This window comes from Bacillus sp. N6 (genome assembly GCF_052805735.1).
Genome location: NZ_CM127843.1, coordinates 570,353 through 596,268, shown reverse-complemented (window position 1 = coordinate 596,268; position 25,916 = coordinate 570,353). Strand labels below are relative to the sequence as shown.

At 35.0% G+C, this 25,916-nt stretch carries 20 protein-coding genes and 1 pseudogene; 7 read left to right on the top strand and 14 right to left on the bottom strand.

The features are described 5' to 3' along the window. Positions 1-180: 180 nt before the first annotated feature. From ACUXVC_RS03040 to fdhF, 5 genes are all read right to left on the bottom strand, one after another. Positions 181-1,596 carry an amino acid permease gene (locus tag ACUXVC_RS03040; protein WP_001284897.1) on the bottom strand — a complete coding sequence of 472 codons (1,416 nt, stop codon included), beginning with the start codon at positions 1,594-1,596 and terminating at the stop codon, positions 181-183. 103 nt (positions 1,597-1,699) lie between these two features. Beyond that, positions 1,700-2,833 carry an alanine dehydrogenase gene (gene ald / locus ACUXVC_RS03035; RefSeq protein WP_001219741.1) on the bottom strand — a complete coding sequence of 378 codons (1,134 nt, stop codon included), beginning with the start codon at positions 2,831-2,833 and terminating at the stop codon, positions 1,700-1,702. A 368-nt stretch (positions 2,834-3,201) separates the two neighbouring features. Further along, positions 3,202-5,073 carry a glycerophosphoryl diester phosphodiesterase membrane domain-containing protein gene (locus ACUXVC_RS03030; RefSeq protein WP_095691431.1) on the bottom strand — a complete coding sequence of 624 codons (1,872 nt, stop codon included), beginning with the start codon at positions 5,071-5,073 and terminating at the stop codon, positions 3,202-3,204. 155 nt (positions 5,074-5,228) lie between these two features. Continuing rightward, entirely contained in the window at positions 5,229-5,711 is a 483-nt protein-coding gene (locus ACUXVC_RS03025) for a DUF1641 domain-containing protein (RefSeq protein WP_001040540.1), read from the bottom strand. A 12-nt stretch (positions 5,712-5,723) separates the two neighbouring features. Then, positions 5,724-8,660, bottom strand: coding sequence for a formate dehydrogenase subunit alpha (gene fdhF, locus ACUXVC_RS03020; protein ID WP_095691432.1), 2,937 nt, complete (start codon positions 8,658-8,660; stop codon positions 5,724-5,726). A 300-nt stretch (positions 8,661-8,960) separates the two neighbouring features. On the opposite strand from fdhF, the gene fdhD reads away from it, so the two are divergent. Next, complete coding sequence (gene fdhD / locus ACUXVC_RS03015) at positions 8,961-9,767, top strand: formate dehydrogenase accessory sulfurtransferase FdhD (protein WP_095691433.1); 807 nt, start codon at positions 8,961-8,963, stop codon at positions 9,765-9,767. 226 nt (positions 9,768-9,993) lie between these two features. Then, entirely contained in the window at positions 9,994-10,500 is a 507-nt protein-coding gene (locus ACUXVC_RS03010) for a GNAT family N-acetyltransferase (RefSeq protein ID WP_016083577.1), read from the top strand. Between the two features lie 506 nt (positions 10,501-11,006). On the opposite strand, the gene ACUXVC_RS03005 is transcribed toward ACUXVC_RS03010, so the two are convergent. Then, on the bottom strand, positions 11,007-11,129 hold the full coding sequence (locus ACUXVC_RS03005) for a hypothetical protein (protein WP_001085006.1): 123 nt from the start codon (positions 11,127-11,129) through the stop codon (positions 11,007-11,009). A gap of 330 nt (positions 11,130-11,459) precedes the next feature. Here ACUXVC_RS03005 and ACUXVC_RS03000 point away from each other — a divergent pair, with 330 nt between their 5' ends. The 3 genes from ACUXVC_RS03000 to ACUXVC_RS02990 all read left to right on the top strand — a co-directional run bounded on the left by ACUXVC_RS03000 (position 11,460) and on the right by ACUXVC_RS02990 (position 14,300). Then, positions 11,460-12,131 carry a response regulator transcription factor gene (locus tag ACUXVC_RS03000; protein WP_063245908.1) on the top strand — a complete coding sequence of 224 codons (672 nt, stop codon included), beginning with the start codon at positions 11,460-11,462 and terminating at the stop codon, positions 12,129-12,131. Positions 12,132-12,196: 65 nt separating this feature from the next. Next, complete coding sequence (locus tag ACUXVC_RS02995; RefSeq protein ID WP_095691434.1) at positions 12,197-13,642, top strand: HAMP domain-containing sensor histidine kinase; 1,446 nt, start codon at positions 12,197-12,199, stop codon at positions 13,640-13,642. A 145-nt stretch (positions 13,643-13,787) separates the two neighbouring features. Further along, positions 13,788-14,300, top strand: coding sequence for a GNAT family N-acetyltransferase (locus ACUXVC_RS02990; RefSeq protein ID WP_000351212.1), 513 nt, complete (start codon positions 13,788-13,790; stop codon positions 14,298-14,300). A gap of 32 nt (positions 14,301-14,332) precedes the next feature. On the opposite strand, the gene pdxR is transcribed toward ACUXVC_RS02990, so the two are convergent. After that, positions 14,333-15,733, bottom strand: coding sequence for a MocR-like pyridoxine biosynthesis transcription factor PdxR (pdxR, locus tag ACUXVC_RS02985; protein ID WP_095691435.1), 1,401 nt, complete (start codon positions 15,731-15,733; stop codon positions 14,333-14,335). A 120-nt stretch (positions 15,734-15,853) separates the two neighbouring features. Between pdxR and ACUXVC_RS02980 the strand changes: the two genes are divergently transcribed. Further along, positions 15,854-16,780, top strand: coding sequence for a DMT family transporter (locus ACUXVC_RS02980; protein WP_144465799.1), 927 nt, complete (start codon positions 15,854-15,856; stop codon positions 16,778-16,780). Between the two features lie 187 nt (positions 16,781-16,967). Next, positions 16,968-17,492, top strand: coding sequence for a DUF4871 domain-containing protein (locus ACUXVC_RS02975; RefSeq protein WP_089170390.1), 525 nt, complete (start codon positions 16,968-16,970; stop codon positions 17,490-17,492). A gap of 292 nt (positions 17,493-17,784) precedes the next feature. Here ACUXVC_RS02975 and ACUXVC_RS02970 read toward each other — a convergent pair whose 3' ends face one another. The 7 genes and pseudogenes from ACUXVC_RS02970 to ACUXVC_RS02940 all read right to left on the bottom strand — a co-directional run bounded on the left by ACUXVC_RS02970 (position 17,785) and on the right by ACUXVC_RS02940 (position 25,913). Next, on the bottom strand, positions 17,785-18,984 hold the full coding sequence (locus ACUXVC_RS02970) for an NAD(P)-dependent malic enzyme (protein WP_144465800.1): 1,200 nt from the start codon (positions 18,982-18,984) through the stop codon (positions 17,785-17,787). Positions 18,985-19,043: 59 nt separating this feature from the next. Continuing rightward, positions 19,044-20,390, bottom strand: coding sequence for a 2-hydroxycarboxylate transporter family protein (locus ACUXVC_RS02965; protein WP_000512722.1), 1,347 nt, complete (start codon positions 20,388-20,390; stop codon positions 19,044-19,046). A 122-nt stretch (positions 20,391-20,512) separates the two neighbouring features. After that, entirely contained in the window at positions 20,513-21,220 is a 708-nt protein-coding gene (locus ACUXVC_RS02960; RefSeq protein WP_000598666.1) for a response regulator, read from the bottom strand. Beyond that, the gene (locus tag ACUXVC_RS02955) at positions 21,217-22,821 is read right to left on the bottom strand and encodes a sensor histidine kinase (protein ID WP_048656053.1); all 1,605 of its coding nucleotides are present in this window, start codon (positions 22,819-22,821) and stop codon (positions 21,217-21,219) included. Before ACUXVC_RS02955 ends, ACUXVC_RS02960 begins: the two co-directional genes overlap by 4 nt. A gap of 78 nt (positions 22,822-22,899) precedes the next feature. Further along, positions 22,900-23,718 carry a methyl-accepting chemotaxis protein gene (locus ACUXVC_RS02950; protein WP_432804035.1) on the bottom strand — a complete coding sequence of 273 codons (819 nt, stop codon included), beginning with the start codon at positions 23,716-23,718 and terminating at the stop codon, positions 22,900-22,902. 120 nt (positions 23,719-23,838) lie between these two features. Beyond that, a pseudogene (locus tag ACUXVC_RS02945) lies at positions 23,839-24,741 on the bottom strand (cache domain-containing protein); the annotation flags it as partial. A 422-nt stretch (positions 24,742-25,163) separates the two neighbouring features. Continuing rightward, a complete protein-coding gene (locus tag ACUXVC_RS02940) occupies positions 25,164-25,913 on the bottom strand; it encodes a C39 family peptidase (RefSeq protein ID WP_372587753.1) in 750 nt (249 codons plus the stop codon). Positions 25,914-25,916 lie beyond the last annotated feature (3 nt).

Here is a 25,916-nt window from a genome sequence, read left to right as displayed (position 1 = left end):
ATATACATATTTTCCGCATCCTCTATATTCTCATACAAAAAAGGATGTACAATTCGCACACCCTTTTTTCATATTCCGACATAAAAATTCAACAAAGTAATATATGTTCCCTTTATTTCAACAAAAGAAAAAGCCTTGCGCGCTCCCTAGACGCACAAGGCTTACTGTGTTTATATCCCTTTAATTAGCTTGTTCTAAATTATCCTGCGAACTTCCATCGTCTTTTAAATGACTATGTTTTTTCGAATAAACAAAGTATACAACTACTCCAATCGCTAACCAAATACCAAAGTATATCCATGTTGTTAACGGTAAATTTACCATTAAGAATAGACAACATGCAATTGAAATAATCGGTAAGATCGGTACAAGTGGTACCATAAATCCACGTTGTAATTTCGGATGCGTTTTACGAAGAATGATAACAGTTACACCAACCATGGCGAATGTTAATAACGCTCCAATATTCGCTAAATTCGACAATTCTTTTAAATCGATAAATCCAGCAATTAAAGCACTACCAATTCCTGTTAACCAAACTGAAAATGTTGGCGCTTCAGTCTTCTTGTTAATTTTCGCAAAAGATTTTGGTAATAAACCGTCACGACTCATTGCGAAGAATACACGTGTTGTCGCATAAATGTAAGCGAAAATTACAGCCATAATACCGATTACAGCTCCAATAGCAATTACACCAGCCACTTTATCTTGTCCTACAACCTCTAACACATATGCCATCGCTTCCGGTACATCTAGCTCTTTATAAGAAACCATACCCGTCATAACGAGACAAACTACAACATAAATGATTGTACAAATAACTAACGAAGCAATAATACCAATTGGTAGATCACGTTGCGGATTTTTTACTTCTTCAGCAGAAGTTGCTAATGCATCAAATCCTAAGAAAGCAAAGAATACTGCTGCTCCCCCTGCGAACACTCCACTTAAACCGTAAGGTGCAAATGGTATCCAGTTTTCTGGTTTCACGTAGAATACACCAACTGCAATGAATAAAACAACAATACCAATTTTAATTAATACCATTATGTTATTCACACGCTTACTTTCTTTCGTACCTCGTGATAATAACCAAGTTATCACTAACGTAACGATAACTGCTGGTAAGTTTACCATACCACCTTGCGCTGGAATTGTTAGCAACGCTTTCGGAATTTCAAGTCCCAGTCCACTCACTAAATTATTGAAATAACCAGTCCATCCGCCAGCTACTGCGGCAGTCGTTACGACATATACGGATAACAATGTCCATCCCATTAAATGAGCAACAAACTCACCAATTGTTGCATACGAATATGTGTACACACTACCTGAAACAGGAAGTGTAGACGCAACTTCTGCATAACATAATGCTGCAAATCCACAAACAATTGCTGCAATCATAAATGAAAAAATAACTGCTGGACCAGCATCTCTTGCTGCTACTAATCCAGTTAATACTAGAACTCCTGTACCAATTATCGCACCAATCCCTAGCATTGTTAGGTCAAATGCCCCTAGCGTTTTCGTTAAAGTTTTACTTTTACTTTCCCCTAACAATTGCGTAACGGATTTCTTTTTAAATAGGTTGGCCACGATGTATGCCCCCTTTTACTAAGAAGAGCTAAGAGGTATTATCTCTTAGCTCTTATCATGTTGTATTATATATTGTTCGATTTTGTTTTGTATAATGCTTCTATTAGCAAGATACTGTTTCTGCTTCTAATAATTCTTTAGCACCTTTGTACTCTACACCGTGAGCTTCTGCAACTGCTTCAAATGTTACATAGCCATCTAATGTATTAATACCTTTTAATAATGCAGAGTTGCCTAGGCAAGCTTCTTTGTAGCCTTTGTTAGCAATTTGTACTGCATATGGTACTGTTACGTTTGTTAATGCAAGAGTTGATGTACGTGGAACCGCACCTGGCATGTTTGCAACTGCATAATGAACAACGCCGTGTTTTTCGTAAGTTGGGTTATCATGAGTTGTAATACGGTCAGTTGTTTCGAAAATACCACCTTGGTCAATCGCGATATCTACAACAACAGAACCTGGTTCCATTGATTTAATCATTTCTTCTGTTACAAGTTTTGGAGCTTTTGCACCTGGGATTAATACTGCACCGATTACAAGATCAGACTCTTTTACAGCTTCTGCAATATTGTAAGGATTAGACATTAAAGTTTTTACTTGATTTCCGAAAATGTCATCTAATTGACGAAGACGTTCTGCGCTTAAGTCGATGATTGTTACATCCGCACCTAGTCCAACTGCAATTTTAGCAGCATTTGTACCAGCTTGTCCACCACCGATGATTGTTACTTTACCACGTTTAACTCCTGGAACACCTGCAAGTAAGATACCTTTACCGCCTTTGTTTTTCTCAAGGAATTGCGCACCAATTTGTGCAGCCATACGACCAGCTACTTCACTCATAGGTGCAAGTAATGGTAGAGAACGGTTTTCTAATTGTACTGTTTCATATGCAATCGCAACAACTTTCTTCTCAATTAACGCTTTTGTTAATTCTGGCTCTGGAGCTAAGTGTAAGTATGTGAATAAGATTAAGCCTTCACTGAAATGTTTGTATTCGCTTTCAATTGGTTCTTTAACTTTCATAACCATTTCCATGTTCCAAGCTTCTTCAGCTGTATCAACAATTTTTGCTCCCGCTTCAACATACTGAGCGTCTGTGAAACCAGATCCTAAACCTGCACCCTTTTGAATGAATACTTCGTGATTGTTACGAATTAAATGTACAACACCTGCTGGTGTCATTGCCACACGGTTTTCGTTGTTTTTAATTTCTGCTGGTACCCCAATACGCATAATGAAATGCCCCCTTATAATTAACAGAAAAAAGAGATTCTTTTTTCTTTTTGTAATAATTAATAACTTATGTCCTTATTCTAGCATAACTTAAAAGTTATGAAAACGCTAACATATCATTTTTCTAAAGTTTATATATTTAGAATAGTGTAAATATATAAAACATTGATTCTATTAGGGGTTTCGTGACATTCCATTATCTTTCACTCGATTTTTATTATACTTCTTCAAAATAAACAGTAATCATTTATTATTTGACAATAATGTAACAATGTAAAAAACTAAGCGATAACGTATACATATACAGTTATTACTTTACTTAATACTTTAGAGATATATTCTTTTCACAAAAAAACAGCTGCTAGCATTTAGCTAGCAGCTGGGTAACTTATAAATAATTTTAAAAACAAATCATCTGTCGTTTCAGTAATTTTATCAAACAAATCACTCTCTTCCGCTTCTTGCTCTTTTAACATCTTAATTGTTTCACGTGCGTCTTCAGGGTAATCGGTTATGATACCATCTACGTTCAACTTATAATATGCCTTTAAATTTTCCATATCATTTACTGTCCATACGTAAATTGGTTTGTTTAACTTCCTTGCTTCTTTTACTAATTTCTTATTTAACATATATTCTTCTGCTACGTAAAAGTCAGCCTTCACATTCTTTAAGTTAGCTCTACTTGCATACAATATATACCCTACTTTTATATCTGGATTTGCACGCTTAAACTCTTTAATAAGTGGATAGTGTAACGTTTGAATTACACATTGCTTCTCAAATTCATTATCTTTAATCGTTTTTAAGACTTTGTTTACAAAATCTTTTTCGCCCCCATGAAGCTTCACTTCTATATTAAGTTTGATTTTGCCATTTGCTAGCTTAATGATTTCATCAAGTGTACTTATTTGTCCTGAAAGTCCATCTTGACTAAGGGTAAGTTGCCTTAACTCCGCCATCGTTAAATCTGACACATGCACATTGGCATTTGCGAGACGTTTCAGCTTCAAATCATGTATAACCGCTAGTTCACCGTCTTTCGTTTGTAATACATCTATTTCAGCGTAGTCTGCTTTTGCATCAATAGCACCTTGCACAGCTTCTTTCGTATTTTCTACGCCTTTTGATATATACCCGCGGTGCGCCATAATAATCGGTTCTTTATACGAATTTGAAATAAACGTTACAATGAAGGCAACGACCATTCCGGCAGTAATAATTCCTACAATGTATACGCCAATGAATTTCCAACGATGTTTTTGAAAAAAACATTTATCTGCTTTCGTTTTCGAATAATCTAATCCTTCTTCTAATAAAACATCCTCAACCGGTACCTTTTGTAAGTATAATCGCGTAATCGCCATAATATAAAATGGCGTCACGATAAAGCTGAATAAATACAATGTGCTCGTTAAAAATACAGAAATCGTTGATTCAGCTAATAATGCAAATGTTCCTTTCGGGTTTGTAAATTCATAAACACCCCATAGGCACAATAAATATATTCCCAAAAACACGACATATACAATTCCAATTGAAATAAAAAACCCTACTAAAAAGAATAGTACTTTAAAAAAGCTTTCCTTTACTAAAGTTGCACTTTTACGTGCTGCCACGCGAAATGGTTTTTGCTCTAAAACAACAATAGGTAGAACGAAAATCCATCGAAGATTCAAATATGCGACTACAGCAAAGAACGTGTAATAACCAACTTGTCCCATCGTTGTCTTAAACAGTTCTCCTGTAATAAAGTTAGGAATTTGAATTTGCGGGATTAATGCCGTTTCATATCCCATATTTAAAAGAGGCAACAATACGACAGCATATAAAATAAATCCTGGTAAGCAATATGTAAAAAGAGTAGGTAAATACGTTACCGTTTTATATAAAATCGGACGTAATTTCACCTTCTGTCTTTTATGAGCGAAATACGAAATAATAATAAGCACCGCAAATTCTGTAAAGATAAGAAACAGTGCTAACAATGATAAAATTACGATTGCTAAGATCCCATAAGGCGTCTTTAAAAACGCTAATAATTCATCATTTGTCGCATTTGCATAACCACCAAAATACAATAACTTATTAAAAATGATTCCAAATAGTGGAACAAACACAATCGCTGCTAATAATTTATAAGCAAGTTGAAAAGTTAATACATTCCAAAAAGCAAATTTAACTGTTTGAAAGGAATGTCCTATTACTCCTGGTATAGATAGTTTTTTACGGTGTTGCATATATTCCTCCACATTCTAAAACGATATTTGAGATGGATTCCATATTTCCAGTTCTAATCCATCTTTTTAATAATAATATATTCCGCTTAACATGAACACTCTTATACATATAATGAAAAAAGTGATGGCTACTTCCCATCACTTTTTCATTTATTCTATTTTTTCTCTAGCCCTTGTCCAAATGCTTTCAAGAAGCTAAAACCGAATGTAATAGCTCTATTGATATCTGGATCTTTTAATACTTTAAAGAAATCCATCACTTTTGTTTTTTTACCACTATTTAATTCATCTGTTGCAAATTGCAATCCTGTAACTAAACTGGACGTAATTTGCTTCGTTATTTCTGGGTCAACTGAAGATAACGCTTCTCCTGCCCCCATCATATTGTTGAGTGCATTTTTAACTGGTTCACGATTTAATTGCTCCACAGCGATTTTTGAAACATCTTCCTTCGCAGCAAGTAAACTAATTGCCGCATCTAATATACCAGCCTTCTGCAACTGTGCTAAAAGCTGCATCGTTTCTTCTACTGCTTCACGATTATTAGATAGCTCATTTAGAAGTTCATCTGCTACTTGCTGTTTCTGTTCTTCCTCTGTTACAACTTTCTTTTTAATTACAGTAATTTCTTTCGCCACTATCTCCGCCCCCTAGTCCACAAGTGATACGTATTGTTTTCTTTGCCATTTTTGCTGGATTTCAACACCGTTTTGCGGATTACGCTTTTTATCTCTCGGGTTTGAAGATGGTAACGGACGATTCCCTTTTTCACGTAGTACACGCATCTTTACCATCGTTTGTTTGTACGCTGGTGTACACGTATAAAGATCTGTCGCCGTTCCAGTTAAAATATTGATTGCCTCTTCATTTACCGTTGCATGCATCGGTAAATATAGCTCTTTCCCCGTTACACGATCTGTAACAAGTGCCTGTACTTTAATTTTCCCAAATGGTGATGCTAATTCTACAAGACCACCATCTTTCACATTGCGCTCTAGGGCAAGTTCAGGCGAGATTTCAACGAACACTTCAGATACTTTAGATAAAATACCAGCCGATTTATTCGTCATATTCCCTTCATGGAAATGTTCTAACATACGACCATTATTTAAAAGTAAATCATACTCATCTGGCGCTACAACTGGTGGTACCCATTCATCTAATGATAGACGAGCTAGTTTATCTGGGAAGTTAAATCCGTCCACATATAATAGTGGTGTATCGCTGCCATCATGGCTACCCCAACATAAACTATTCCATCCTTCTAAACGATCGTATGTTGCCTGAGAATATAAAGGTGCAAGCGATGCAATTTCATCCATGATTTCACTTGGACTTTCATAATTCCAGTCCCCGCCAAGTGCACGAGCTACTTTTTGTAAAATCCACCAGTCTGGCTTTGAATTACCAAGCGGCTTCAATACTTCATATAATCTTTGGATACGGCGCTCTGTATTCGTAAATGTTCCCTCTTTTTCTAAGCTTGGTGCTGCCGGTAAAATAACATCAGCAAAACGAGCTGTTTTCGACAAGAACATATCTTGAACAACAAGGAAATCTAAATTCGCTAAAATATGTTGTACATGGTTGGCATTCGAATCTACTAAAGCCATTTCTTCACCCATAACATACATACCACGCAGTTTTCCTTCATCTGCCGCAAGTAACATTGCAATATTATTTAACCCTGGTGCTTTCGGAATTGTAGTACCGTATGCAGTTTCAAATTTCGCACGGAGCGCATCATCTGAAACTGCTTGGTAACCTGGAAGCCAGTTTGGTAATGTTGCCATATCACAAGCACCTTGTACGTTATTATGTCCGCGTAATGGATATGCTCCTGCACCAGGACGACGATAGTTACCCGTAACAAGCAATAGATTTGAAATTGCTGCTGAAGTTGTACTTCCTCCAGTATTTTGCGTTACACCCATTCCCCAAAGTACACAAGTACCATCTGCTTCATATACCATACGAGCCATTTCTTTCAGATTTTCTTTCGAAATCCCCGTAATTTCTTCTGTATAATCAAGCGTATACTTTTCTACCATTTTGCTATATTCATCAAAATTCTTCACATTTTCAGCTATGAACTTTTTATCGTGCCAATCTTGATCAATAATATATTTCGTAATACCAGCGAGCCATACATAATCAGTTCCTTGGCGCGGATGAATGAATAAATCCGCACGCTCTGCCATTTCATGTTTACGAAGGTCCGCCACAATTAATTTTTGGTCATGTAATTTATGAGCACGTTTTACACGCGTTGCAAGTACAGGATGTCCTTCTGTTGGATTTGCTCCAACGATAATGACAAGGCCTGCTTCCGCAATATCCTTCACTGTTCCAGCGTCCCCTCCCATACCGACAGTTTTAAATAAACCATCAGTTGCTGGAGATTGACAATAACGGGAACAGTTGTCTACATTATTCGTTCCATATATTTGACGGGCTAGTTTTTGCATAAGATAATTTTCTTCATTCGTTACTTTCGAAGAAGAAATAAATCCAAATGCATCACTTCCATATTCTGATTTAATATGCTGCATATTGGATGCAACAACTTCAAGAGCCTCTTCCCATGAAGCTTCAACAAACATATCTCCTTGGCGAATTAATGGCTTTGTAATACGATCTTCACTGTTTACAAAATCCCATCCGAATTTTCCTTTTACACATGTGGAAATACCGTTAACCGGCGCATCTGAAACAGGCTGTACTTTCAAAATGTGGCGGTCTTTCGTCCATACTTCAAATGAACAACCTACACCACAAAATGTACAAACTGTTTTTGTTTTATTCACTTTCGTCTTACGCATCGCAGCCTCTACTTCTGAAACTGCTAAAATACTACTATATCCAGGCTCTACATCCTTTACAAAATCAATCATCGGATCTAACACATCCGGTTTCAATCCAGTCATGAATCCGGCTTCACCCAGCATTGTTTTTTCCATTAACGCATTACATGGACATACTGTTACACACTGTCCACAACTTACACAAGATGAGTCATTTATACTTACACCATTGTCCCATATAACACGTGGACGGTCTAAGCTCCAATCAATCGATATAGTTTCATTCACTTGTAAGTTTTGACATACTTCTACACACTGCCCACAAGCAATACATTGATTTGGATCATATCGATAAAATGGATGTGACATATCCACTTCACACGCACTTACTTTTGGCTCATACGGATATTTCTGTTCCTCAATTCCCATCATATGTACTGTATTATGGACTTTACAGTTACCATTATTGTTATCACAAACGGTACAATACAGTAGATGATTCTCTAATATTCGATCCATTGCCTCAGTCTGTGCCTCTTTTGCACGCTGGGACTGTCTTTCGATATGCATACCGTTCTCTAATTTCGTTGAACAAGCACGCAATAACTTTCCATTTACTTCTACAATACACGTATCACAAGTTTGAATTGGATCTACTTCTGGTACATGACAAATTTGAGGATGTTCCAAATTACTCTCGTTAAATAATTGTAGTATCGTCTTTTCACCTGATGCAGAAAATTCTTTACCATCGACGGTTACACGGACTGTCTGTTCTGCCATAGTTTCCCCTCTCCTTACAACCAACTGTACAACACAATTATGAATCCGTTTTCAAAATCGCATTACTGTACATATTTTTGAAACGCTCTACCCAAATACTTTCTTATGAAGTCGATTCTAGATGTTATAAGGTATAACTACGAAAGCTTGAAAATATCACTATTCTACAGTTCTATTATATCGTACATATACAATAATAACCAAAATAATCTGTGATCTTCTTGTTAATAGGTGTTTTTATTTTTTCCATTGTTTTATGATAAATGTGGGAGAGAAATACATATAAAAGGGGAATGAAATATGGGGCCTACGCAAGAGACTTATACAATTGTACGTTATCAATCTGGTACATTTTCAAAACAACTTGATGAGATTGTTACAGAATCTCCTATTACTATTAAATTGAATGGTGAAGAATATGTAACAGTCGTATGCACACCAAATTATATTGAAGATATGGTAATTGGTTTTTTAATTTCTGAGGGGATTATTTCTTCCTATAAAGATGTTGAAGAACTATGGGTTCAAAAAGATAACGGAATTGTCCATGTAAAATCATCAAAAGTGAATCCGCTCTATCAAACTTTATATAATAAACGATACATCACTTCTTGCTGCGGAAAAGGTAGACAAGGTTTTATTTTCGTAAACGATGCAGCAAAAGCAAAAGACTTACATGATATACATGTAAAAATTACTCCTGAAGAATGTTTTTACTTAATGAATACTTTACAACAATCTTCCACTACCTTTCGCCAAACTGGTGGTGTTCACAATACCGCGCTATGTGATCGAAATAATATCCTTCTATCAAGAATGGATATCGGAAGACATAATGCATTAGACAAAATATACGGTCATTGTTTACGCAATGATATATCTGTTAAAGGAAAAATTATCGCATTTAGCGGACGTATTTCATCCGAAATTTTACTCAAAGTTTCAAAAATCGGATGTGAAATTGTTCTATCTAAATCTGCCCCAACAAAACTAGCATTGCAACTCGCTCACGATTTAGGCATTACAGTCGTAGGATTTATCAGAAATGAATCCTGCAATATTTACACACATCCACATCGAATTGATGGTTATCAATCGAATAACTAAAATAACTCCTCAATTGAGGAGTTATTTTAGTTATGAAAATGTAATATATTAAAGACTTGAATAGTTAATAAAGTTAATATATAATTTCATTACATATTAAAAAACAAAACATTGTAGCATATATCTTTTCATTCTTTTACAAATTAAAAGAGACTGCTAACAAAACACATACACAATCTTATAAAAGTAATGGATTTATTTGAAATCCACCAGGGAGGTTACAACTATGGAAATTCGCTTATTAACAACAGAGGACGCAGAAATATATTTAAAAGTTTGTATGGAAGGTTTAACGAAGAATCCGGAAGCTTTTAGCTCTTCTTATGAAGATGTTCTTAAACATGAAGATCCTGTGGCTGCTATGGCTAAACGATTAAGCAATCCGGATAAGTATACTCTAGGTGTCTTCAAAGATAATGATTTAATTGGTATCGCTACTTTAGAAACAAAACCATTTATTAAACAAGAACATAAAGCAAAAATTGGCTCTGTTTTTGTTTCTCCAAAAGCACGTGGTCTCGGAGCAGGACGAGCTCTAATTAAAGCAATTATTGAAAATGCCAATAAATTACATGTAGAACAACTCATGCTCGATGTTGTAGTTGGTAACGTTGGTGCCAAAAAACTATATGAGTCATTAGGTTTCCAAACTTACGGCGTACAAGAGCGTTCATTAAAACATAACGGTCAATATTGGGACGAGGAACATATGGTTCTGTTCTTAAATGATTAATACTTCAATATAAAGTGAAACTTTACTCATCGGAAGATTTTTCCACCCCTCACTGAGTATTAGTTGAACCAATCGGACTTTTACGGGCAGTAACTCCCACCTAACTCCCTCGTATTCGCCGAATTTTAAGGTGGGAGTTACTGCCCACAAATAGCGGGGGAGTTTTCAAAAAGCATCTTTCTTAATAAGAAAGATGCTTTTTTTCATTACAACAATGTAATCTTCATGTCACCTTTATCGATCGTACCAATCCTTACCATTCATTATACTAAAAATATAAAATGAAACTTTACTCAGTGTGGAACCCCCTCTCACACTGATCGCATGTACTTGATATGTAGAGGAGAATGTGACATGAAACAAAACAAACGAGCTATGCTTTTAATATTTACTACAGCAATTATAACTTCTGGATTAGCAATTTTACCTTGGTTTATTATATGAACACTCCCCCTAACAACGAAAAAAGCTGATTGCTTCTTAAGAAGCAATCAGCTTTTTTTATATTATAAAATCCCCAAAATTTTATTTACGCAACTTATAATAATAACCATAGATACGGCAACGCACATGACAACCGTATTACGATCTTGCTTTTCTTTTTTTGAAATTTCTTCTTTTGAATTCATGTGTATGATCTCCTTTTAAAAAAAGTGTGAGATAGGAAATTTTTCTTATCCGATGCGAGGTGAATACGAAAACCCTCTCTATCTCACATACACAATAGAATGGAATTGTCATTTTATAAATAAAATGACATGACGTTATGTCGCAACATAGGGTATTTTGTGTCGCTACGTTTTCTATTATAAAAAATAGTTGTGCAAAACTAGTGCATTTTTTATGTCAATTACTCTGAGCGAAAAAATCAGCCCTCCATTCAATCACATAAAAAGAGTTTTTTATTATTTTCATGTAAACTATACAAGTAGAATGAACAGTTTGGGGTGCACAAGATTATGGTAAAAATTTTATTAGTAGACGATGAAGAACGTATGTTACGATTATTAGATCTGTTCTTAAGCCCTCGCGGCTATTTTTGTATGAAAGCTACCTCTGGCCTTGAAGCACTAAAATTAATCGAACAAAAAGAATTCGATATTATTTTATTAGATGTTATGATGCCAAATATGGATGGATGGGATACTTGCTATCAAATTCGTCAAATTTCCAACGTTCCTATCATTATGTTAACAGCTCGCAACCAAAACTACGATATGGTGAAAGGCCTCACGATGGGCGCAGATGATTATATTACAAAACCATTTGATGAGCATGTATTAGTCGCGCGAATCGAGGCTATATTACGCCGTACAAAAAAAGATGGATTTGTTAGTTTTAATGGTATTGAGTGGGATAAAACGAAACATACCGTCACAGTGTACGATGAAAAAATCTCGCTAACTCCCATCGAATTTTCGTTACTCGGACTATTTTTGCAAAATACAAACCGTGCTTATAGCCGAGATGATTTAATCGAAAAAATTTGGGGCTATGAAACAGATATCGAATATAGAACAATTGATTCACACATTCGTAACATCCGTGATAAACTACGCAAAAAAGGATTTCCAATTGAAAATTACCTAGAAACGGTCTATAAAGTCGGATATAAATGGAAAAGTGAATAATTACTTCGGTCAGTGGGAAATCGTATACCACTGACTCTTTATTATGAATAAGGTATGGTGAAAAAATGAGTAAACTTTCCCTTAAAATTGGGACATACTTTTTAATATTAGCTTTATGTATTGAAACAATTGCTTTCGTATCTTTTTATAAGAGCCTTTCAACAATGCGTGTTAAAGAAGAAACCGATGCTCTATTAGAGAAAGGTAATCGGTATCGTGATAAGATTGTAAACCGTGCAAGATGGAATGAACATTCTAAACAACAGCAATACATAGAACGTCCTAAACACCCTCGGTATCAGGATTTCACTATCGAGCATGCAGCTGAAGATTTAATCGGTTCCGAATTAATCGCTAATACTGATATCACAATCGTTATAACTGACAATAAAGGCAAAATTATTTCTAACTCCGAACCCGTAACGAAAGAAATGAAAAAACAACTTACTTGCAAAACAGAATTTATCCCAAAAAGCGGGTTAATTGTAGAAAGAAACTGGAAAAAATCAAAATTCATTTCAACAGTAAGTCCACTTGAAATTCAAGGATTTCAAGGTAATTTATATATGTTATTAAAGACGTCTTTCTTAGAAAAGATGTTACTTAAACTACTGCATCAATTTCTTATCATTAGTATTTTGACGATTATTTTAACAACTATTTCTGTCTTTGTTTTTTCTAAAGTTATTACAGATCCTCTTATAAAAATGAAAAGAGCGACAGAAAAAATGTCAAAATTAAACAAGCCAATTCAATTAGGTATTAAACGGAATGATGAACTCGGAAGTTTAGCAAAAACAATTGAAGATTTATCAAGCGAACTTACGTATATGAAAAAAGAGCGCAATGAATTTCTCGCTAGTGTCGCTCATGAACTATTAACTCCATTGACCTATATGAAAGGTTATGCGAAGGTAGCAAAGAGAGACTCTTTAACAAAAGAGGAGCGAGAAGAATACTTACAAATCATTGAGGATGAAACGGATAGTGTAACAGATCTCGTCCAAGATTTATTTATGCTTGTACAATTAGAACAACACCAATTTGTTATAAAAAAACAAAAAGTGCTTCTTCAGCCATTTTTAGAACGAATGGTAGAAAAAACAAAAACAACATTAACAAATAAGCAAATGCAACTTCATGTATATTGCAAAGATGATTTAGAAGTTTGTATAGACGAAAGACGTATGGAACAAGTTATGTTAAATTTATTACACAACGCTTATCAACATTCGCCAGAAAACACAGCCATTACGATACGTGTACTTACAAAAACAGATTCTTTTACAATAAGTGTACAAGATGAAGGTGAAGGTATCCCTGAAGAAGATATCCCGCATATATTTGACCGTTTTTATCGTGTCGATAAATCTAGAACACGAGCTACAGGCGGAAAAGGTATCGGGCTAGCTGTTGCAAAGGAAATTGTAGAATTGCATAATGGTTCTATTCTAGTAACAAGCCAATTAGGTGCGGGAACAAACTTTATAATCGAGCTACCTTTTGAATAATATGCGTGTGAAAACACCAGTAGTAGTAAACACTACTGGTGTTATTTTGTTCATAAAAACAGCTCACATAAGCTAAGCTTTTGAAATTATTCTTATTTCAATATAAAATAAAGGTACATTTGCAAAGATTTGGAGGGTGATATAATTGGATATCCATGTATTAACAAAAGACGAAGCAGAAATTTACTTAGAACTTCGCGTAGAAGGATTAAAGCAAAACCCTGAAGCATTCAGCTCTTCTTATGAAGATATTATTAATAAAGAGTGTGCGATTGAATATAAAGCACAAAAATTAGCACAAGATGAAAACTATACGCTAGGTGCATTTAAAGATGGAAAATTAATCGGGGTTGCAACACTGGAAACGAAACCATATGTAAAACAAGAACATAAAGCTAAAATCGGTTCTGTATATGTATCTCCAAAAGCGCGCGGACTTGGAGCAGGAAAAGCACTTATTAAAGAATGTCTTGAGCTTGCTAAATCTTTAGAAGTAGAACAAGTTATGCTTGATGTTGTTGTTGGCAACGATGGAGCGAAAAAACTTTATGAATCATTAGGTTTTAAAACATTCGGTGTACAAGAACGTTCATTAAAATATAACGGACAATATTGGGACGAAGAGCATATGGTCTTATTCTTAGATGAAAATAAATAATAAAAAACATCCTCATGTTTGGAGGATGTTTTTTACTTTCTTGTAAACCATGCCGTGTGTAATAATTGAATCGCTTTCGCAATTTCTTCTTCTGATAAAATCGCAAACCCAAGTAAAACTACATTTTCAGGTGCAGTACCATCTTTATAGTACGTAGAAACAGGATATATTTTAATACTATGTTTTGCAGCTTCTTTAATTAGTTCTTCTTCCCGCATTCCATTATGCACCTTTAGTAAAATGTGTAATCCCGAATCTTCTCCTATCACTTCAACACGATTAGAGAAATACTTCTCTATTTCAAAAACAAGTCGATCTCTCTTCTTTCGGTAGACGACACGCATTTTATGAATATGTTTTTCCCAATAGCCTTCATTTAAAAATCTTCTAATCACTTCTTGGTCCATTCTTGAAACACTTTGTGTATAAAATAAATATTGCTGTTGATACTTTTTAATTAATTTCTTCGGCAACACCATATAGCTCATCCGTAGCGATGGCAATAATGCTTTAGATAGCGTCCCCATATAAATAACTTTCCCCTCTGTATCTAACCCTTGCAGCGCCGGTATAGGCTTTCCAGAATAGCGAAATTCACTATCATAATCATCTTCAATAATATACCTGCTCTCTTCTTTCTTCGCCCATTGTAAAAGCTGCGTCCTTCTCGTAATAGGCATAATCATTCCATATGGGAATTGATGAGAGGGAGTTACAAATACAACATTTGCATCGCTATTTTCTAAATCTGCAATACAAATTCCATCTCTATCTAAAGATAACATTTTGACTCTTGCTTCTCCCTGTTCAAAAACAACCATCTTCCTATGATACCCTGGGTTTTCAACTGCATAATTGCTTCCCTTTAACAACTGAAACAATAGTTTCACTAATATTTGTGTTCCCGCTCCTAATACAATTTGACTAGCTGAACAACGTACACCTCTAGATTCATACAAATAATTCGTAATCTCTTCTCTTAAGCTCGCTTCCCCTTGAGGGTGTCCTAGAAAGAGAAGTTCGTTATTATGTGGCTGCCATACTTCATTTACAATTTTCCGATACATATTGAATGGAAAAGCATTCGTATCAATTCCTGTTTGTGTAAAGTCAAATTTATAACTCTTCTCCTGAAACAGTACTTCTTCTATTCTCTCTCCGCTATCCTCTACATGAACCATTTGCTCAATCTTGCATACAAAATAACCTTTTCTCGATATCGACTCAATATAACCTTCTGCAAGTAATTGTTCGTACGCTGCCTCTACTGTATTTTTACTTACTTGTAAATGTATCGCTAACTTTCGCTTAGCCGGTAATTTCGTAAAAGGGACAATCGATCCATCTTTAATCTCTTTTTTTATATACTCATACAATTGCACATACAATGCCTTTTTACTATTCATATTTAAATTAGGCGTTAATTCTAACATAATATCTGACCCCTTAATAAAACTAAAATCTGATACTTTTTACAGTACCAGATTTTATATATAATTCCTTGTATCATGTCACACATAAAAAATCAAATACCGGAGAGGAGAAACATGATAATGAACAATGGTAGACATATCGGACTCATTATGATTATTACAGGGGCTACATTATGGGGATTATCTGGTCCAATGATTCAGTGGCTATTTCAACATACTAATGTATCCTCAATTGATTTTTTAACAATTCGATTGTTGCTTGCAGGAATATTTATTTTGTCTTTCTTACTTATAAAGAAACAAAACATATTTCAAATTTGGAAACACCCTAGATATTCTATACAACTTATTATTTTTTCTATTCTCGGCATGCTTGGTGCGCAATACGCCTTTATCGAAACAGTTCATATTAGTAACGCGGTCACAGCAACACTATTTCAATTTCTAGGTCCTGTTCTTATAACCATGTATGTTGCATTTGAACAAAGAAAATTCCCTGCTTCCATGCAACTATTCGCAATTATAGCCGCGCTAATAGGAACATACTTTATTATTACAAATGGCTCAATTGAAAATATTGTTTTATCTAAAGAAGCTATTATTTTTGGACTATTAACAGCAATTGGATTTGCATTTTATACCCTTCATCCGGCTTCTCTCATTAAAGAATGCGGGACAACTGTAGTAATTGGTTGGGGGATGTTAATCGGAGGAATTGCACTACTTATTTATAATCGTTCATTCGGGTGGAATCAATTTTCACAAACTCTTACACCAAAAACTTTTTCTATGCTTATCCTTATCATTATAAGCGGCACTCTTTCTTTCCTTCTTTATATCGGTAGTCTGAAATATTTAGCCGCAACAGAAACAAGCATTTTATCTAGCATTGAACCCCTTGTAGCTGCCATCGTTTCAATCACTTGGCTAAATGAATCTTTTGGAACATATCAATTATTAGGCGGCGTATGTATCGTTCTGTCCGTTATTTTTTTGACGATGCCTCAAAAAGAAACCGAAACAACCTATACAACTGAACAAGTATAAAGTGAAACTTTAATTAGTGGGGCTATCTCCCATTGATTATTAACCTACACCAATCGGGCTTTTACGGGATAAAAAATGTCAAAAGAGGTCGTACAAAACTTACGACCTCTTTTTATACTTTAAAGGAATTGTCCCGCCTTCTAGCAAATACAATTACACTAACAATAAAAACTAGGAGTGTGGCACCATGAAAAAAATCGGAACTATGCTACTTCTCTCCTTCCTCATCACTGGATGCACACCAGCACAACCTGATTCAAAAGCATCTAAAACTGAAGCTGTCGCAACGTCATCCAATCAAGTGAACGCACCTTCCTTCTTTCATCTTAGTGTTTTAAAAGATGTAAATTGGGAAGAAACACCTTCTTTCGTAGAAGGAAAAATGCCTTTAAAAGGCATCGAAGGTAAAGTCGCAATGGCTGATAGTCCCATTATCGCAAATGAACAAAATGAAATAATGTGGCACTTTCTAGATTCTAAGATGCCAACTGGAAAATTGTCTATTATTGCGCTAAAACAAGGATCTGTAACTCCAACACCAGTACTCTTTCAAAAAGAAACTTCCAAACAAACTTGGACTACTTCAAATACAATCGATTCTACTACAAACGAACTCCCTCTCGCTATGTCACTACCTTCATCTGGATTATGGTTATTAAATATATATGTGAATGAAAAATATTATGATCAGTTTATAATCACTGCTGAGTAAAGTGACAAAAATAAACCACTTTCTTACAACAATGTAATTTCTACGTCATGTACTTCGATAGTTGAATTATCTCTCTTCTCTTATACTTAAAGTAAGAAATGAAACGAGGAGAGAGGAGAGATGAAAAAAATGATAGAAGTGATCGTAGCAGTAACTGAGGTTTTAGTGAATGGTAAACAAGTTGCAATGGAATTAAATAAATAGTGAAGAAACATAAATAATTCTACACTTCTTCATTATTTTGATTTCTTATCTCAAAAAAGCAGTGCCTTTTAGGCACTGCTTTTCGCTATTAATAACGTGGTATTTTCGTAATTTGTGCCACGCCTGAATCAATAGCTGCTTTCGCTACTGCTTCTGCAACACTTGGAACAACTCTTTTATCTAATGGATTCGGGATTACATAATTCGCATTACGTTCTTCGTCAGTAATGATGTTAGCGATCCCATATGCTGCCGCTAATTTCATCTCTTCTGTAATATCAGTTGCGCGCACATCTAACGCACCGCGGAATATTCCGGGAAACGCCAATACATTATTTACTTGATTCGCATAATCCGAGCGCCCAGTTCCTACTACAGCTGCCCCAGCCTCTAATGCATCCTCAGGGAAGATTTCTGGAATTGGATTCGCCATTGCAAACACAATTGCTTTCTCATTCATCGTCTGTACAAGTTCTTTCGTTAATACGTCAGGAGCAGATACGCCAATAAAAATATCAGCTTGGTGAATCGCTTCTTTTAACGTTCCACGCACATGTTCACGATTTGTCTTTTTTGAAACTTCAATTTGTGCTTCGTTCATCCATGTTTCACCTTCACAAACAATACCTTCTAGGCTAACTAACGTAATGTGCTTTGCACCAGCCTTTAATAATAATTTTCCAATTGCAATTCCTGCCGAACCCGCACCGTTAATAACGATTTTCACATTATCCATTTGTTTGCTAACAACTTTTAATGCATTAATAACAGCTGCTAAAACGACAATAGCTGTTCCATGTTGATCATCATGGAATACAGGAATATTCGTTTCTTCTTTTAATCGTTTTTCAATTTCAAAACAACGCGGTGCTGCAATATCTTCTAAATTAATCCCTGCAAATGTAGGCTCTAAATTTTTTACAAGGGTAACGATTTCATCTACATCCGTTGTGCCTAAACATAATGGGAAAGCATCTACATTCGCAAACTTCTTAAACAAAATACTTTTTCCTTCCATAACAGGCATAGCCGCTTTCGGTCCAATGTTTCCTAAACCGAGTACCGCTGTTCCATCTGAAACAACTGCCACCATATTGCCACGTGCTGTATAGTCATACACTGTTTCTTCATCTGCCGCAATTGCCTTACAAGACTCCGCTACACCTGGTGTATACGTCAGGCTTAAATCATCCGCTGAATTTACCTCCACTTTACTTGTAATTTCAATTTTCCCTACTAATTCTTTATGCAATAACAATGATCTTTCATTAATTTGATTTGCTAACATACTTATAATCTCCCCTTAATTTGACAAGCTAGCTATATGAATATAGCTAGCTTGTTTGATCATGAAAACATTTTTAATAATATTGTCGCCGTTACAACCATTGCCGCCCCGCCTAAACGAGTTGAAATTTGCGCGAACGGCATTAATTCCATACGATTTGAAGCCGATAAAATAGCAACATCTCCAGTTCCGCCTAAACCGCTATGACATCCAGTTACAATCGCCGATTCAACTGGATACATTTTCATCACTTTCCCTACAAGAAAACCTGATGCTACCATTGTAAGAACAACCGATGCGCACACAACAACATATCCTACTGAAAGAACTGCTGCTACGTCTTTTAACGGAATATATAGCAATCCTAATCCAACCATTAAAGGCCAAGTTAAATTCTTCGAAATAAATTTATATAAATGGAATGCTCCTTGCTCCATTTTTGCTGGCATTAATTTAAAGTATTTCACAAGTGCTGCTGAGAAAATCATAATGATTGCCCCAGGAATACCGATGAACTTAGAAGCAAATCCTCCGAAGATGAAGAACGTACACGCAATTAATAAACCTGCTCCCATTAATGAGAAGTCAATTGGCTTCTCTGTATTTTGTTCTTTTAATAATTCTGCTTGATTGTCTGTTTTCACTAATACACCGTTACCACTAAGCTCCGGTTTCTTCTCACCTAAACGCTTCATATACCCTGCACTTACAATTGCGAACATATTTCCAATAATAGCTGCTGGAATAAGCTGTGATACAAACGTTGCTGACGATTCATTTAAAATATCACTATAAGCTAGCGACAGTGGTAAAATCCCTTCCCCGATACCACCACTCACAATTGGTACGATGATAAAGAAGAATGTGTGCTTCATTTCAAATCCAAATAATGAACCGACCAATAACCCTACTGCTACAGAAGCTAACGTCCCTACTACTAAAGGAATAAACATGCGAACGAAACCTTGTACTAACACTTTACGGTTCATTCCTAAAATACTTCCGACTACTAAACAAGAAATATATAAATATAAAAAGTTCGATTTTTTCATTAACATAGTCGCAGCTTCCATTGAAGCTGGATTCATCCAGTTAAAAAATACAAGTAATGATGGAATAAATAACGAAAGTATTGCTGGACCGCCGATATTTTTTAAAATTGGAATTCTCATCCCAATATCGCCTAAGAAAATCCCCATGATCATAATAACTGCAAATCCACCAATCATATCTGCTGGCAATTTATTATATACAGACGCCCCATAAATAATAGCAGCCAATACTACATATAACGGTAAAGGTATAACACCGATTTTTACATTCATAATTTTAGAAGCGAAAGATTCTCTTTGTACTTCATTTCCTTCAGAAAATGATACCGCTTCCACATTCTTTTGAATTCCCATATGGCACCCCCTCGTTTTCTTAATAACAATATTAAAACGCTTTCAATAGTAAAAATAGTTTTTGTAAGTTTTGTAATTGATTTTGTAATTAAAAAAAGTATAAGCGACTTATACTAAGTCGCTTATACGTAAAACTCTATTTTCTTTTGATCAACACATCTTAATTTACTTACAGGTCTTCCCACATGTTGGTACATCATTTCGTTTTCTAACACCCCAATGTCAGTCAAAAACATTACATATTTTCGAATAGAAACTCTTGAAATTCCAACTAATTGTGCCATTTCATCTGTTGTAAACACCCTTCCATTCAACGACTCGATCTTCTGCCAAATTAATTGCAACGTTTGCTTCGTTAACCCTTTCGGAAGCTCTTTCGTGACAGTAGGCTCCCTTTTTTCTTTTTGTAAAATTAACGAATCTAATTCCGATTGACTAATTTTTTGTTGTTCTTTCATGAAAGTAAGTTTTTCTCGATATATAGTTAATGCCTCTTTAAATCGTTCAAATGTAAATGGTTTAATTAAATAATCTACTACGCCATATTGTAATGCTTTTTTAATACTTCCCATATCATGTACAGCTGAAATCATTATAATATCGATTTCTTTTTCTTGGTTCCGGATATACATTAAAAGCTCAAACCCAGTCTCTTCAGGCATAAAAATATCAAGTAATACTAAATCTACTCGTGATTTCTCTAATATTTCTATCGCCGACTTTACTGAGTTAACTGCTTGAACAAGCTCAAACCCTCCTACTTGCTCTAAATAATGCGTATTTAACATTGCTACCATCGGGTCATCTTCTACAATTAAAACTTTAATCATATTTGCCTCTCATCCCTACCTTTAGGTATTTCAATTGTTATCGTTGTTCCCTTTCCTACTAATGAATGAATATGAATTTCCCCATTTATTCGCTGTATACTTTCTCTTACAAGATACAAACCATAACCGCGGTTATCTCCCTTTGTGGAATAACCTTTCGTAAATAATTCCTCTATTTCTTTTTCTTGTATACCTTTTCCCGTATCTTGTACTGTAATAGTTAATATATCCCCATGTTGTATCTTAACTTCAACTTGCTTCTTTTCACAATTCGTAACTGCCTCTAATGCATTATTAATTAAATTTCCGACAATCGTAATAAGTTCATGAGCAATACTTTCATCATCTATTTCCGGCATATAAGAATCTTCACTTATAATTAATTTTATATTTTTCTCTCTAGCATAACTGAGCTTACCTAGTAAAAAACCAGCAAATACTGGACTTTTTATTCTTTTCATAACTCCACCAATTTCATATTGATGCTCTGATACCATGCCGCTTATATACTTCTGTAATTCTTCATACTGTTTCATATGTGTAAGCCCTAATACGACATGCATCTTATTCATAAACTCATGAGATTGTGCCCGTAATGCTTCTGCATATAGTCTAATACCAGTTAGTTCCTCTGCTAGTTTTCTAATCTCTGTTTTATCACGAAATGTTGCAATTGCACCAACTATTTCTCCTTTTACATATAAAGGAACTCGATTCGTCACAATCGTAATTCCGTAAATATTTTGTTCTTCGTTTAATTGTACTTCTCCCGTTTGCAATACTTCTTTTATACGTGAATTTGGCATATACAACTCAACATCTTTACCGATAAAATCTTCTTCAAGTCCGCTTTTTTTAAATAGACGTTTCGCTTCATTATTAATTAACGTTACTCTAGCCTCTCTATCTACAGCAATAATACCTTCCTTTACAGATTGTAGCATCGTATTTCTTTCTTCAAGAATTTTTGCTATCCTGTGCGGCTCAAGACCGAATAAGCTTTTCTTTATATGTCTAGCTAGCAATATTGCTCCTATAATTCCGACTAATACACCAACTCCGACACCAATATAAATGATATGTCTACTTTCCTTAACTCTCTCTTTTACATTATCTGCTGAAATACCAACAGCCACTGCTCCAAGTTGTTCACCTGTTTCGGAAAATATTGGTACAAACACTCGCATGGAAATACCTAAAGTTCCTTCTGCTAACGATACATGTTCTTTTCCTTTCAATACAGGCCCTTCATCCCCGCCAATAAAATGATGACCTATTTTTTGAGGATCTGGATGAGATTTTCTTATTCCATCCATGTCCATAACTACAATAAATTGAACACCTGTGTTTTTTAATATCCTATTTGTATACGTTTGGATTGCAGAGGTATCTGCTTTCCCAACCAAGCCATCGATTACAATCGAATCATTCGCCACAATGTGTGCAATTGTTTTTGCTTTCTCTGCTTGGCTATCCTCCGTCGTCCGTTCTACATTATGACTAATTAATATATCTGTCACAAGTAAAGAAAAAATTACAACTGTACAAACTAACAATGTAATCGTTTTCCACAAATTCCATAGTCTTTTTCTTTTGTTCATCCCGTTAATGACTCCCCTAATTGCTGAATAGAAAAATAAGTAAGGTGATATTATTTTCACCTTACTTATCTGCTATTATTATACTTTAAATTTACTAGTCATCGCTTGTAGTTCTTCGGCCATCTCAGCTAAGTTTTGCGAAGCTGAACTAATTTCTTCCATGGAATTAACCTGTTCTTCTGTTGAAGCTGCAACACTTTGCATACTAGCTGTATTTTCTTCTGCAGCAGCTGCAATTTCATCAATAGCATTTGTCACTTCATTTGCATCTCCAGCAATTCTCTTCGTTGTTTCTACCATTTGATTAACTTGAGAAACAATATGTGTAGTAGAACTTAAAATTTCCGTAAAACTTACTTTCGTTTTTGTTACAACATCAAGGCCTTGTTGAACTTCTCCATTCACATTATCCATTGCCTTAACAGTATGTTCAATATCCGCCTTAATTTCTGCGATTAAATTTGCAATCTCTCCAGATGACTCTCCTGATTGCTCTGCTAATTTTCTAACCTCATCTGCTACAATAGCAAATCCTCGTCCCTGTTCACCTGCTCTTGCTGCTTCAATAGCCGCATTCAAAGCTAATAAGTTCGTTTGAGTAGCGATGTTTTGAATTGCTTCAGAAATAGCCCCTACCTGCTTTGATTTCTCATCAAGAAGTTTAATAATAGCATCTGACTCGGATACCGATCTAGAAATAGACTGCATTTGTTTTGCGGTTTGTTCAACTAAATCTTCTCCCTCTTCTGCTCTTTCTCGCGCATGTAATGAGGAAATAGAAATTGACTCTGCGCTTCCAGTTACATCTTGAATTGCTGTATTTACTTGTTGCAATGTAGCCGCACCTTCTTCAACACCTTGACTTTGTGATTCGGCCCCACCTGATACTTGTTCCATTGCAATTGTAATTTGGTCTGTCGCATCATTTGCTTGCTGTACGCTTGCTGTTAACTCTTCTGCCGATGCTGCAACATGTTCTGCTGAAAAGCTAATTTGGGTAATAACATCTTGTAAAGACGTAGACATTTCATTAAATGAATTCCCTAATTTTCCTATGTCATCCTTGGAATGGATTGTAATTTTCTCTGTTAAATCTCCGTTACTAATTTTATATGCCGATTCAGCTATTTTTCGTAATGGCCTTGTAATAGACTTTGTAATGAAATAAATTAATACACTACCAAATGCAATAGCAATAGCAATGACAATCAAAGTCTTATAAAACACTGGACTGGCAGCTTGGGTAATTTCTTCATCGAACATAACGCCAACTACTTTCCAGCCCGTTTTCTCATTTGTTGCAAAGATTAAATTCTTTTTATCATCTTGTTCTGTATAAGACACATTTCCTTGTTTATCTTCATAAATTGGTTTAATCCAAGGATCAGTAACTTTTGCACCTGGTTTTCTAGATGGATGACTAACAATTTGCTTATTTTGATCTAAAATAACTGCATAACCTTTTTCACCAATGTTAATCATTTTGGAAATTTTTAAGATGTTATCTAAGTTTAAATTAATTCCTATAACACCTTTACCATCTTTTACTTCTTTCGCAATTGTCACTACCATATTTTTTGTAGATGCTGACTGATATGGCGCAGTAACAATTACTTTCCCTTTATTTTCATGTGCTTCTTTATACCAAGATCTATCTGTTGGATTATACCCATCAGCCATTTGGATAAATGGTTCTCTTATAAACTTTCCCGTCTCTGTTCCAATATAAATACCTTCTACTTCTGGATGAAGCTTTATATATTGTGCTAACTTCGTTCTTACTATTTCTTCTTGTCCATTTGGATATGTATCCTCTGTTAAGATGTCTGCAAAGTACGTCGCATCAACAAATTTCTCTTCTATATTTTGAGAAATAACAGTATTTAAAATCGAAATATTCTCCTTTGCTTTATCTGTCATTTGATGTTCAAAATTTGTTTTGGCAGTTTGATATGAAACACCACCGATAATAATTCCTGGTATAGTTAAAATAATAAAAAATGAAATGATTAATTTTTTATTGATACTCATACATTTAACCCAGTTAAATATTTTTTGCATAATAAGCCTCCTTTATGTAATGTGGATACTTGTGTCATTTTATACAATTAACATATATAAAACAATATATAATGATAAAATGTAATTTTTTCTTCAATTATGCATTTTTGCATATTCATTCCTTATACGTATTTTAATCATAAAAATAAGAGAACTTTAGCATTATATATGCTAAAGTTCTCTTATTTCTTAACAGCGTCTACTCTATAGAACTTCTCTTATAATCCTCAAATGTTTATCCTTCACCTTATAGTCATATTACTAAAAATCTTCGTCCTAATTTATTTAGCGCTCTTTACATAACTAATCGCCTGACTTCCCATTTGTACCCATGCCTGTTCAAAGGTTTCTCTCGGTACTTTTACATCTAAGCTATCCTCAAGTGGATCTCGAATATATACAGATTCCTGATCATACCCAATAAGTACAACACAATGTTCATTATACGTAATAGAAACATCTCCACTATTTGTTTCCCATGTAGTAAATTCATCTTCATCTAATGGTGCAAATGTTGCATTTGTGATCATGACTACAGGTTGCCCTGCTTTTACACTCTTATAAATTTCTTCTATATTCTTCCCTGTTAAGTCTACAGCTTTATTAGGTAAATATTTTTCCGCTAACTGAAAAAGTGGCCCATGATATACACCGTATCCTGATTCAGAGAATGTATAAATATTACCTACAAATCCTTCATTCGGATTCCCGCGCACACCATCTTCTATAAAATTAACTTTTTTTATTTCATTTGCTAACGTCATCTTATCTACTGAAACACCAGCGTATTGTAACATCATCGCTAAGCTTGTCACTTCACAGCCTCTATCTAGCTCTGGTAGTTGCTGAATTAATGGTACACCTGATAAAATGGCCTTTTCATCATTATTACTAAATTCCGGTTCTTTTCCATTTTGTATATTGAAGAATGTCAACTTCTCCACATACTTTGTAATTCCATTTGTATATACACTCCATACAGCTATAGCTAGTAATGCTATACATATATACCACTTAAACCTCCGTATCACTCT

Bases quoted from the DNA above. Each gene is read 5' to 3' on its own strand.
- ACUXVC_RS02995 (WP_095691434.1), top strand. From the start codon at position 12,197: ATGAGTAAACTTTCCCTTAAAATTGGGACATACTTTTTAATATTAGCT.
- ACUXVC_RS02970 (WP_144465800.1), bottom strand. From the start codon at position 18,984: ATGTTAGCAAATCAAATTAATGAAAGATCATTGTTATTGCATAAAGAA.
- ACUXVC_RS02960 (WP_000598666.1), bottom strand. From the start codon at position 21,220: ATGATTAAAGTTTTAATTGTAGAAGATGACCCGATGGTAGCAATGTTA.
- ACUXVC_RS03030 (WP_095691431.1), bottom strand. From the start codon at position 5,073: ATGCAACACCGTAAAAAACTATCTATACCAGGAGTAATAGGACATTCC.
- fdhD (WP_095691433.1), top strand. From the start codon at position 8,961: ATGGGGCCTACGCAAGAGACTTATACAATTGTACGTTATCAATCTGGT.
- ACUXVC_RS03010 (WP_016083577.1), top strand. From the start codon at position 9,994: ATGGAAATTCGCTTATTAACAACAGAGGACGCAGAAATATATTTAAAA.
- ACUXVC_RS02975 (WP_089170390.1), top strand. From the start codon at position 16,968: ATGAAAAAAATCGGAACTATGCTACTTCTCTCCTTCCTCATCACTGGA.
- ACUXVC_RS03000 (WP_063245908.1), top strand. From the start codon at position 11,460: ATGGTAAAAATTTTATTAGTAGACGATGAAGAACGTATGTTACGATTA.
- ACUXVC_RS03005 (WP_001085006.1), bottom strand. From the start codon at position 11,129: ATGAATTCAAAAGAAGAAATTTCAAAAAAAGAAAAGCAAGATCGTAAT.
- pdxR (WP_095691435.1), bottom strand. From the start codon at position 15,733: ATGTTAGAATTAACGCCTAATTTAAATATGAATAGTAAAAAGGCATTG.
- ACUXVC_RS02965 (WP_000512722.1), bottom strand. From the start codon at position 20,390: ATGGGAATTCAAAAGAATGTGGAAGCGGTATCATTTTCTGAAGGAAAT.
- ACUXVC_RS02950 (WP_432804035.1), bottom strand. From the start codon at position 23,718: ATGGAACAAGTATCAGGTGGGGCCGAATCACAAAGTCAAGGTGTTGAA.
- fdhF (WP_095691432.1), bottom strand. From the start codon at position 8,660: ATGGCAGAACAGACAGTCCGTGTAACCGTCGATGGTAAAGAATTTTCT.
- ald (WP_001219741.1), bottom strand. From the start codon at position 2,833: ATGCGTATTGGGGTACCAGCAGAAATTAAAAACAACGAAAACCGTGTG.
- ACUXVC_RS02980 (WP_144465799.1), top strand. From the start codon at position 15,854: ATGAACAATGGTAGACATATCGGACTCATTATGATTATTACAGGGGCT.
- ACUXVC_RS02955 (WP_048656053.1), bottom strand. From the start codon at position 22,821: ATGAACAAAAGAAAAAGACTATGGAATTTGTGGAAAACGATTACATTG.